Annotated in this window: 5 protein-coding genes; all 5 read right to left on the minus strand. The window is 40.8% G+C overall.

The window, feature by feature from the left end:
- Window positions 1-380: response regulator (locus U9Q77_07585; GenBank protein ID MEA3287220.1), on the minus strand; the 380-nt coding region annotated here is incomplete at its 3' end.
- Between the two features lie 648 nt (window positions 381-1,028).
- Window positions 1,029-2,447: a sodium:glutamate symporter gene (locus U9Q77_07590; GenBank protein ID MEA3287221.1), complete on the minus strand. Its 1,419-nt coding sequence runs from the start codon at window positions 2,445-2,447 to the stop codon at window positions 1,029-1,031.
- A 366-nt stretch (window positions 2,448-2,813) separates the two neighbouring features.
- A complete protein-coding gene (locus U9Q77_07595) occupies window positions 2,814-3,011 on the minus strand; it encodes a hypothetical protein (GenBank protein ID MEA3287222.1) in 198 nt (65 codons plus the stop codon).
- Between the two features lie 234 nt (window positions 3,012-3,245).
- Window positions 3,246-12,227 carry an FISUMP domain-containing protein gene (locus tag U9Q77_07600; GenBank protein ID MEA3287223.1) on the minus strand — a complete coding sequence of 2,994 codons (8,982 nt, stop codon included), beginning with the start codon at window positions 12,225-12,227 and terminating at the stop codon, window positions 3,246-3,248.
- The coding region (locus tag U9Q77_07605; GenBank protein MEA3287224.1) for a hypothetical protein at window positions 12,217-12,539 on the minus strand (323 nt) is incomplete at its 5' end. The genes U9Q77_07600 and U9Q77_07605, both read right to left, overlap by 11 nt.

Below are 12,539 nucleotides of genomic sequence, written 5' to 3' on the forward strand. Positions count from 1 at the left end.
GCTTTTTTCATGGTGCTAATCAGCTTGTCCTTCAGGATTGGTTTCACCAGATAGGCATCTGCCTGGGATTTAAATGCCTCCATAACGTTTTCACTATCGCCCAGAGCGGAGGCCATAATGATCTTGACGTTTTCCTGTGGACTAACATCTTTAGACTCTTCCAGTTCACGGATTTTTTGCAGAACCTGCTGTCCTTCCAGTTTGGGCATCATAATATCCAGAAAGATCGCATCATAGGGCGTTTTTTCTTCAAAAGACTTTAAAACGGAAGTCAATCCTTCGATACCGTCCTCGGCCATATCACAAGTCCCAAATTCACCTAAAAATGCCTGCATAAGATTGCGGACATCTTTTTGATCTTCAATAAGTAAAAAGCGCATGTATGTGATCTCCTAGAGTTTTTAAAATAAACGCTCGCGAAGATAAAGGTGGTGACAGGGAAAAGCAATTACGGGTTGCGACAGGATCATTAAATAAATATGGTTCATCATAATAATGCATACCTGGATACAATCATTGAGATTGGGGCCAATAAAATATTCTGGGGTAAAAAGGTATAAAGGTATAAGGGTTATAGAGGCTGTGTAAAAACTTCATTGCGCCGGAATAATTGCTTGCTAATATTGACGGCCTCGCAAAAAGCGCCTCTCGCAAAGCGCGCAGAGACGCAAAGTGTTGATATATATGAATTTAGGCTTGTTCATTATATGTGGTTGTATTTATTGGTTTTAGGGCACATTTCATGAATTCTCAGATACTTCTAGCGGTTTCGTCAATATTAGCTTTAGTTATCTACGTATAGTACTGTTACTATTGATACAACCCCCAGGCTTCAGCCTGGGGGTTATAAAAACCTTAAAAAGGAGGGCTTTAGCCCAACAATACTGGGCGAAAGCCCAAGGAAACAGTAGGATATCATACCCCCAAGCTGAAGCATGGGGTAAGCGTTGTCCCTATTCTCACACAGCCTTTATAACCCTTATATCCCTAATGTCCTCGTCTCCAGGTACGCATTTAAGGGAAGAACCCTATTTATTTTCAAACCACAATTTTCCAAGCTGACCAAAAGCGCGTTTGCCAGCCACCAGTTTGTGTGAAATCAAGACAAAGACCAAGTAGGCCAGACCCACACCCACTGCCGCCCAGAATAACATGGGATTGTTTTTTGTTATGCTATAGGCCGGTAAGTTGATGGAGAGGATAAAGGGGATCACAAAAAAGAAGGTCAGGGCTGCTGAATACATATAGTCCGTGGCTACGGGGGTCTCAAAATCTGGATCGACAACCCGTAACAAGGCGAGACCAGTGGGCATCGTTCCTGTACTGGCACCATAAATAATCAGGGCACGATGAAATTGATAATTGTCAAAAATTCTCGAACTAATCCAAATCACAGATATAAAAGTCACGATCCCGCCTGTTACAGAAACAACCAGAATGGGCAGCCAGAACTGAACCACAACAGTAAGTGATATAGCTCCTACGGCTGCGGCCACCATGATATCCACACTGTTTCCAGCAATGCGTGTCAAAGCACCGTTATCCAATGTGTGTTCCAGCTTCAGTTTGATCATGATTTTCTTTACAATCAGGGCGACCATAGCGGCAAACACAAAGCTGATACCCCAGAGGTTAACAGCCAGATCATTGCCAATATTTCCAGCAAAACCCAGGAGAATACCCAGACCTTTTAGCATCAGGAAAGTAAAGAGGTAAACCACGAGAACTACTGCCATATTGTAACTGGCAGAATCAATGGCTTCAGATTCTGTTGTGAGACGAGAGCCAACTTGAAGTTTATCCTTACGGCCCATGACCCCAGAGCGAAATCGTTTTGCTTTGATCTTCTCTACTTGATCTTTATTCAACCAGCCACGTTTAATCCCCATATTAATCAGGATAACCCCACCAAAAGAAGCCCACATATAACCCACGGCAGCGAAGGTCAACCCAATATCCGGGGCACCCTTAAAGCCCATGTCAACCCAGCCTTCACCAATAGCGTATGCTTGGCCTGGTCCTAAAGCAAATCCGAGAGGCATGAAAAATCCAAATGCAGGGTAGAGTTCCTGCATGATGGTATTCATAAACATGAAGGTCAGTAGTAAGCCAATTAAAGACTGAAGTGAATATTGGGAAATGATGGACACTGAAGTTCCGAAAACACTTTTATCGCCCTTGCGTTTGGTATACGCCGGTTTTCTGAGACTCATGGCAATAAATGAAATACTCAGGAGGTGATAAACGATGGCTCCCAGTCCGATTTCAGACATGCCGACAGAGGTGGCGACAAAATTGTAAAAAGGCAGAAGGATGAATCCGGCAGTCAAGGCGTTGGGTATGAGATACTTCTGAAAAAACTTGACCTTGGACCGAATAAACGTAGCCAGGAGTAACGCAATTGAAATGACACCGAGATCCAGAAACATGTTCCAGGAAAAATTCATTTGTACCTACCTGTGTTTTTGCAGTTATCGTCTAATAGACTTTCTAAAGCGGGTTTAGTTTACTTGTGGGGCATAATAATGCCAATGATAATCGTCTTCGCTTTTCGCAAACCGGGAGACTATTTTTTATAATTTTGGCTCATCGTCATAATGCGTACCTATACCGAATATTGTTCTTCGATTAACAGGAATAAAATTCTTTCTCTGCAATCAAGGTAGGTAGCAAATTCCAATTCTAACCTGGATTAAATTCCCTGAAAGGGAAAAACAAGAATAGCCACGGGTGTAACCCGTGGTAAATGAACCACAATAATTGTAACCCCAGCGGGGTTGAACAATACTAAAGCAAATAATTTTCATCAAACTCTATCCAGCATATTTCATAAAGAAATGCAACTTTTGTACGCCCTCATGAAATATGCGTGCTTTTTCATGTTTTATCAGAAGTTCTCTAAGTTCCTCAATAAATGATTGTTTGGGAACACCAGCCTCATCACAATCCTGACCGATGACAATATATCCACCGCCAAGATTTTCAAAGTCATTGGCAAAGGCACCCTCCATGCCGGATATTGAGCCCGAGGATATTCATTCTAGTGATACTGTGGAGATTGTTTGGGGGGTTGTTAACTAAAATTTGAAATGACTCATCCAGTAGCAGTAATCATAACTATTCTTTCAAAGCGAAAGGATTATGGTTAACAATAATCAGGTTTCCTGAAAATGCTTGGTTGGTTTTCTGAGAATTTGATCAGATATGAGTTGCACTTTTCTTTGAATGTCTTGGCAGAAAGCCCACTACTTCAAGATCAAAGCCTTCTTTGCAACCCGGTACTCAGGAGTATTCAGTACGACAAAATACAGACCAGACGCAACACCTTGCCCATTTTCATCCATACCATTCCATTGAATCGCATGATACCCAGCCTGCTGAGAGCCTGAATGCATTTCTCTTACAAAGCGACCCCTGATATCGAATATGGAGATATTGAGTTCAGTATTCATTGGTAGACCATACTCTATCATCGTACTCGCGTTAAATGGATTCGGGTAATTCTGACTTAAACTGAAAGTGGTTGGAATCGGGACCAAATCAATAGATGTTCGTTTCTGTGTAACGTTACCCACTTCATCCGAGCCCTGGATGGCCACTTCGATGGAGTATTGCTGCTTTGTCTTGGGCATTAGTGCCAGATTCAGTTGATCTTCATTTTTCCCGGAGAGCTGACTACTGGTAATAGTAATGTATCCGCTATCAGGATTGGCATCAACGAGCACCATTGAACTTGTTGATACTTTTGCTAATCCCGGATCTGATACACTGACAGAGACTATACTCGGATCATACTTTACAATAGTTTGAGAGGAAATGTAATCAGCGCTTTCAAGATTCACTGATAAGTAGTTTCCATCCTGTTCTGCTGCCATATTTACAATGTCGTAGCCACCTATTTGTGGTGATATTGGATTTATACCAACTGACCAATTCCACATGGATGCGAAAGTGGCTAAATCATAGATATTAAATATTGAGTCTGGCTGAATACTAATATGAGGGATGGTGTGTTGATTTGGAGCTAACTCATATTGATAGTTATCTGAATGCCAGGCTGTTACAAAATGATTAAAATCATCAAAATCATACACCCCCAGCGGTTCAACAAAGTTACCCGCTCCAATTATATCAACCAATAGTGTATCATCATCTATTGGAGATCCTTCGAACACCCCATTCCTATTACCGTCCAAACCGTACCCGTAGATATTTGTGAGAATGTCAGCGTTCAGAATAATGCTCAAAGTATCCAGGGACAGATAACCATCGACGGGGGAAAGTATATACCATACTCCGTCCTCGATTATCTCCAACTCATAATCATGATCTAAATTGCTGATTACCTGAATGCCATTCATTAGCTCATCTTCAACCATGGTCTGCGTAAATTGCAATGAAATATCACTGATTGCCCAAATACGATTTGAATAACTCTGGACCCTTGGATACTCGATAATGACTGAGAATTGATCACTTATCGATATCATCTCTAAACCTACAGCATCGTGAGCTATCGCTTGAATCAGACATGTTCCAGGGATATTGGGAATCATCCATTCATAGCTTAGCGTATCAGATTCTGGGACTATGCTTTGAGCAATTGAAAGCCAGTTATTGCCTCCATCAGTGGAATAATTAAGGTCAATCGATGTTACACCCACATTATCATAATTGTACAGTGTGATTGGCAGTACCATAGCAAGTGCATAACTCTGCTCAGCGATGGGATTGAGTATGGATATTTGAGGGCTTGTGTTGTCAGTGATGGAGAAATATTCACTATAATCATTGTTTATATTGGCAGCTAGATCCATTACTTCTATCCTGATTTGAGCACTATCTGAAACACCAGGACGAGGAATTTCAAAAGCGAAGGATCTCTCTGAGGCAGGGATATTGAAGCAACTGGTCTCAGGTGATGAAGGGCTATTATAATAGTACAGGTCAAACCACTCTATTCCAACATTGTCGGAAGCCTCCCACGAAACGAATAAAGTATCTCCTTCAGAAATTGTGGATGATACAGTTGGTGTCAAAACTGTAATGATCGGTAGCGTTCCATCATCAATTGGAAAAGTAGAATCAAGTGTATCGGCGCTCACATTCCCTGCCTGATCACTCACCCAGATTGCCAGTATACAGGAATTGGAGATGACATCTGGTGCAATCCACTCCACTTGACCCACGTTAGCATTAAGACTATCGCTGAGTATAAAAGATTCTCCTCCGTCTGAAGAGAACCACAGTTTTGCCCAATCCAAGCCGACGTTGTCTGATGCCTCCCATGTTACGAGTAGTGTATCACCGTTATGGGGGACTTCCGTAATCTCAGGAAAGTTTAGAGTTACTGAAGGAGATAATGAATCAGTTTGATCATAATAGAATGCTCCTATATCAAACCGCGTACCATCGGGATCTCGGTCATCGATATCAATTTCCCAAGTATCACCATCGGTGTCCTCGTCAGGGTCTCCACCATCAATACAAGGAGAGGATGGCTGGAGTGCTAGATTAGTTTCTGAAACAAATTCAGGTAAGATATTTATATTTCCATCCCCCCAAATTAGATCTAATGTTCCAGATTGATCTTCAATACCAAACTGTCCATTAGCTATGTCACAATAGGAGATATTTGCGGACGATACTGCACCATCATCCAGAATCACAATCTGAAAGTTTGGGGTTCCCCAGAGGATAGAATTTGACAATACTAGATCAGACCCATCATTGAGAGCTATACTTCCTGGATTTATCCCATTCCCAGATAAACTAGAGAAATTGATTTTAACAGAACTACCTGAAGTAGCATATACTACTTGCCCATTTCCGCTTACATGATTATCTAAAAAGACGGAGTGCTCGATTTCAGCGGAGCTCATACTTAGATTGAAGACAGCACCATTTCCTGGTGAATCCTCAAATCTGTAAAACTGAGAATTTGAAACAAATAACTTTGTTCGCTCACCGGTTAGCAAAAAGCCTTTTTCATTAGATCCATCAGCAATTATATCCGTAAAACTTATCTGAACTGAGTCTTCCCCTGAACAGCCTGTGCACTCACCCCAAAGCATATAGTCATTACCAGCGCTATTCGACTCAAACCTTATGTCCTGGAAGGAAACAGTCTGACTTAGCAAATAGCTCCGGCTATAAACATAATTAGCAGCAATAATTGTTTCCGTACTATTTATACCACGTAGATACAAACTTTTAGTGTTTATATTGATAGGTTCGGTATATGTACCACTACCGATTAAGATTGTATCATTTTGACTTGCTTGATTCACTCCCCTCTGAATTGTAGCAAAAGGTAAGTCCAATGACCCATTTCCAGTTTCATCCGAACCTTCAATAGAGACATGCCATATATTCTGATCAATTACCTCTAAAGTTATGGGAATGCTTAACGTTTCATTAGATGAATCATTACTAACTAGAGTAATCACATCTGAATAATCACCTAATTCCAGCCCTTCAGCATTTACTGCAATGATCAATTCAACGTTCTCACCAGTTGGGATAGTGAATGTATTTGGTGTAATGTCCAGCCAAGTAGATTGATTAATAGATATATCCTTAAGGCAACGAATCGCGAAGCCAAGGCCTCTAAGAGCACCGTTCCTAGCTACCCTTGATTCATTATTTTGTATAAGTCTCATGGCTGAATGATCAATTTCCGAACCCCACTCGCTGTTAGACCAAAAGTATGCAATGGTACCTAAACTACTAAATGGATCTCCTCCTCCATCGTTGCGGAATCCACTTGGCAACGCTGTAAAATCGGAGCTACCAAATTCTGCATCTTGTATCAGATCACCATTATTCCAGAGTTCCGAATTGCCAGCAAGCATACTCGCCTGATTTGTGCCACGCCAACCAAAATCTTCTGCTTCACTCTGGTCCATACCCAATTCCATTTCAAGTTCCATCCACTCCTCATCTGTAGGAACGTGCCAGCCATCTGGCGAGACACCACGGGAATCTGAAATTGCATGCCAATTATACAGTCCACCATATGTTTCTGACTCGCTTGAGGCATTGAAATTATAGAAACAATACGCACCCTCTGAAGTACTATTCCAATCTTCAATCGTAGAACTATATGGAATCACAGAACCATCATTAAAATGAGTCACCTTTAAGTTCTCTGCCATCCAAATTTGATCACCTATCTGAACTGTTCGGTAGATATTGCCATCTATATCAGTGATCATTTCTGAGGTAATGAAAATGGATACCTCCAAAGCACCCATACCAGTGTTGGATATATTAAGACATTGTGATTCCTCAAAGCCCAAATCTGTATTAACTAGAAAAACAAGCGAATCCGCAGAAATTGAGATTTGGGGAGAATTTGATGTTTGATCAAAATAATAAGCTCCTAAATCCGCAATAGAACCATCGGGTTCAAGGGGTGAAGTTGGATTGCCCGTGTCAATGCACGGGGAGTCTTCACTCAAGTGAAAATTACCATTCAGGGCATCGATAAATAGTGGGTCTAAATCAAGATTTCCAGTTCCATCCCAGCCGTTTTGGATATCTGAGAATGAAATACCAAATTCTGCGTACTGTTCAGCAAAAACCGAGCATTCCCAAATGATTGAATTTGTGAAGGTTGCAGAAGTAGTGTTACTATAATACCCCTGGAGATATATTCCACCACCATAAACAGTACAGTGGTCGAATGATGTCGTTGAGCCGTCTTCACCAAAATAACTCCCAGCATTATAATTTGAGCTATTATTACTTACTTCAGATCGGGTAGCTGTAAGTGTAGCATTCCCGACAACTCGGATTGCTCCTCCACCATCAGTAGCAGAATTACCGGTGATCAATACACTATCCAATGTGACATTTGAATCATGCCCTACATAAACACCTCCACCTCCGTTGTAACCCGCTTGATTATTTCTAATCGTCACTCTCTTTAAGATAGGATTGCACCATGCATCGGCAAAAAAACCACCACCTGCAGCGACATCATTATTTCCTTCACTAATCACATCGATCAGTGTTGGATTCGAGTACTGTGTACAATGAATGCCTCCACCGCCATTGTTTGAACTAGTTGAATTTGTAATTAAGGGGTGTGATTCATATCCAATCCATATGCCTATGTCATGATTGCCAATTACAGCAACATTGTCAATACGTGGGCTGGATCCCAAACACCAGATACCTCTGCGAGAGTGTGTTAATGTTTGACTTACAATACAATTACTTATTGTTGGGCTAGAATTCTCACAAAATATTCCCTGAGTTGCCCCGTTTAAAACTGTAAAACCGATAAGCGTTGTCGTGCTATCTTCTGAATTGTTAAATTCTACTGTATGAGGATTTTCACCACCATCAATAATGGTTGATTCAATGTTAGAGGTATCACCTGTTGTCAAAAATAATGATCCAATGACTATATTCTTTCCATGAATATTATTTATGCTTTCGGGATATGTCCCAGGATACACCAGCACAGTATCGCCATCATATGATGCACCAATCCCAAATTGAATTGAAGCAAAAGGGAATGCCTCAGTACCGTTACCTGATTCATCCGATCCCTCGGTAGAAACATGCCAAATAGGTCCCTCATAAGTTACTGTTTGATCAAAATAGAGAGCACCCATATCCATGCGAGTACCATCTGGATCTTGATCATCGATATCAATACCCCAGGGATCGCCATCATTATCTAGATCAGGATCCCCTAAATCGATACATGGAGATGTAGATTCGAGATGATAATCTCCATTTGCAGGATCAATAAATATTGGGTTCTGTTCAATGCAGCTTAGACCAGGATCACAATCATTATAATTTCCACTTCCATTATTCCAGACATCTGAATATGAAATCAATAAACTTCCAGCTCCATAAACTCCATACCCTGTATTATCAGTAATTATTGAGTTAATAATTACTGGTGTCCCATAATGGACATAAATACCATCGCCACTGTTACTACATATATTTGAATTAATAAGATGAATGTTTTCTGCACTTTCCCAATAAATACCACCACCAATAGGTGCAGTATTATCAAATACATTGATATTCTTACAGATTATTAAAGTATCTACTCCTCCTTGGAAATTGATTCCACCACCATATCGATCACAAGAATTTCTATAAATTGTTACATTGGTCAAACTAGGGTAAGAATCAACTCCGCATTGTATTCCACCACCATCTGCACGATTATTATCATAAGCCGTATTATTTGCGACTACTACATTTGTTATAGTAGGGCTGGCATGTTGAAGAAATATACCACCCCCCGTACTCATTGGGGCGGTATTGTCTGTAATTACTAAGTTCATTAAAAGTGGGTTAGCATTCTCACAAAATATCCCTCCCCCTGAATGGAGTCCATTGGTTAATGTGAAACCATTCAATTCCGCTAATGTATCACTGACACCTGTTATTGTTGCCACACTGCCATTTTGGTTACCATCAATAATTGTTGAGCCTATGTAATCACTATTATCTGTGGATAGTGTTAAAGACCCAATTACCAGAGTCTTACCATTATAATTTATATTCTCAATATATGTCCCCGGTTGAACTAATACTGTATCGCCGCTTTGAGACGCATCAATTCCGAATTGAATGGATGCATATGGATTCTCCATTGAGCCATCACCATTCTCATCAGATCCATTTGTTGAAATATGCCAAACCGGACCCGAGTATGTAATTTTAAAAAATGGAGAATACCCTTCAGCTTGGCTACCTAGGCCATCATTCACGATTAATTTTACACGAGCACTGTCTGAAACTCCCGGTGGCAATTCAAAACTGTAAAAACCGGTACTTGCTGATGCCTCACCAACTTGTACGAAAGTAGATTGCGGATTAAATGAAAAGAATATGTCTGCATCTAAACTATTACTTGAATTCCATTCGATTGCTAACGTATCATTTTCGGAGATTGCAAAATTATATGAGGGTGAAGAAATATGCACGGCGGATTGATCACCTTCCATTCGTAGGAGCCAGAAATCATCTTGACCATTTCCAAATGAATTGGAGTAGCCTGCAGCCATGTAACCTGCATCGGATGTTTGTTCAATTGATTGACCCCAGTCTCCATAAATACCACCAAATATTTGCTCCCATTCAATCAAACCCACACTATCTGTCTTTCTGACTGAAAAATCCCAATAGCTAGATCCATCCTCTGATTCATCAGCACCTGAGACTATAAAGCCGCCATCAATTGTTTGCCTCACATCGTAACCATAATTTCCTGCAGTATTTCCAAAGGTTCGATTCCATTCCTCGTTTCCACTGGCATCCGTTTTTACTAGCCATGAATCTTGGCCACCACTTCCATAGGATTCTGTGTAGCCTATGAATATGAACCCTTCATCAGCGGTTTGTTCAACTTGAAAAGTCTGTTCATTTCCTGTACCACCATATGGAAAGTCCCACTCTTCGTTACCATTTTGGTCAGTTTTAATTAGCCAGCCATCCCATGGACCTCCAGAATAACTGTCAGTTGCACCACCAAGAATGTATCCACCGCCTAAAATCTCTTTCGCAGAATTGATTCGGTCATCACCCGGCCCTCCATAAGTATAGCTCCACTCCTCGACACCTAAAGTATTAGTTTTTATTAACCAACCATCTTGATTTCCAGCACCAAATGATTCAGTGTATCCAGCTATTAAATAGCCGCCATCATGTGTCTGTTGAACAGAAAAAGCCCACTCACCACCAGGTCCGCCAAACGTTTGATTCCATTCTTCGTTTCCATTAGCATCCGTTTTTATGAGCCAAAAATCACCTTCAATATCTCCAAAAGATCTTGTATAGCCTGTTAGGATGAAACCACCATCTGTCGTTTGTTGAACTGATGATGCCCTATCTTCCTCCGCCCCACCAAATGTTCTAGTCCACTCCTCATTGCCCAAATGATCGGTTTTCACTAGCCAGAAATCTTGACCACCAAACCCAAATGATTCAGTATACCCAGCAAGAATAGATCCGCCGTCTGTAGTTTGTTGAACATCATAAGCCCGATCTGGATTCACTCCGCCTAAAAGCGCCGTCCATATCGTGTCTGGGGGTGTCGTGAGCTGATGGTAGAAATAATAGGCTCCCATATCCATGCGGGTTCCATCTGGATCTTGATCATCTTCGTCTGTTTCCCAAGATGTACCATCATCATCTATATCAGGATTACCAGTATCGATACATGGTGAAAGTTGTTGCAAAGTAAAATCAGAATTTCCACTATCAGTAAATAATGGATCATCTATAATATTCCCCTGATTCCAGTTTAAGGTATTTGTACCAGCAGATACAAATCCTGTTTGACCATTTTCACAATCACTATATTCAATTGAGATAATGGTATTATTGTCCTGGCTTACTTGTTCCTGTGTGTTAAAAAACAGGATAGAATTGCTAATATTTGTGATAGAACTGTTCTGCGCAAATAAACCACCACCAGTATTTGTGGGAGCCTCATTTGCAGCAATTGTACAATTAATTATCGACATCATCGAACTACCTATATTAGCAAGCCCACCACCCGCCTCAGTTGCCACATTATTATTAATTCGAGACCTATTAATGTTTACTATGCTTGTCGAGTATATTCCGCCCCCACGATCGCCAGAATTTCTCGCAATAATTGTGTTTTTAATATCCACGACGCCATTTGGTGAATTAATACCACCTCCATTAGTTCCAGTCTGGTTGTTGCGGATTGTGCTATTGATTATGAGTGGAAAGCCATGTGAGTATACACCCCCTCCACCATATTGTGCGTAAGAGTTTTGTATTACTAAGTTATCTAGTACAGGTGATGCATTTGAGCCGATATAGACCCCACCACCTTTCCCAGCGCCGTCGTATTCTGCTGAATTTGTTGTAAAGCCATTTTGGATGGTGAAGCCAGAAAGTTTTGAGAGAGCAGTCTCTGAACCATTTAAAGTTACTACCCTTTCTGTGGATGATCCATCAATAATAGTTTGAGTAATGTAGGATGTATCAAATGTTGTGATAAATAGTGAGCCAACCACAATTTCCTTACTGAAGAAATTTATATGTTCGTAATAAGTACCCGGTGATACAAGCACAGTGTCCATTTGAGTAACGGCAGCGTTTATACCACCTTGAATTGTTGAGAAATCTTGTGGTACTCTGATGACTGCCGCCGAAAGTGAAATTGTCAATAAGAAAAGGATAATTCCGCGATGGGTAAATCTATTCGGCATCTAGCACCCCTGACCGGATGGAAGAAACTCCAATTGATTCTAATGCCGGATTCAAATAAGTAATATCCGGTATCGCCACTGCAGCAATCGCTGAATTGATGATAACGCTAGGTTTGATCTGGAGCAATAATGTAAATATTGAAGTGGTTCCTGTGAATGATGTACTTGTACCTTCGACAGCTACTACTGATAGCGAGACAGAGAATTCAGTTGCATCCTGGATATGCAGAGCTTCACCACCCCATTCACCGAGTATGTTTCCATCAATAACTTCAATCAACTCTAAGTATTCAGTATCAATTTGAATATTGC

Source organism: Candidatus Neomarinimicrobiota bacterium (genome assembly GCA_034716895.1).
In the GTDB taxonomy this organism is placed as follows: Bacteria; Fidelibacterota; UBA8477; order UBA8477; family JABMPR01; genus JABMPR01.

Coding starts and splice junctions, on each gene's coding strand:
- U9Q77_07590 (MEA3287221.1), bottom strand. CDS start 2,447: ATGAATTTTTCCTGGAACATGTTTCTGGATCTCGGTGTCATTTCAATT.
- U9Q77_07595 (MEA3287222.1), bottom strand. CDS start 3,011: ATGGAGGGTGCCTTTGCCAATGACTTTGAAAATCTTGGCGGTGGATAT.
- U9Q77_07600 (MEA3287223.1), bottom strand. CDS start 12,227: ATGCCGAATAGATTTACCCATCGCGGAATTATCCTTTTCTTATTGACA.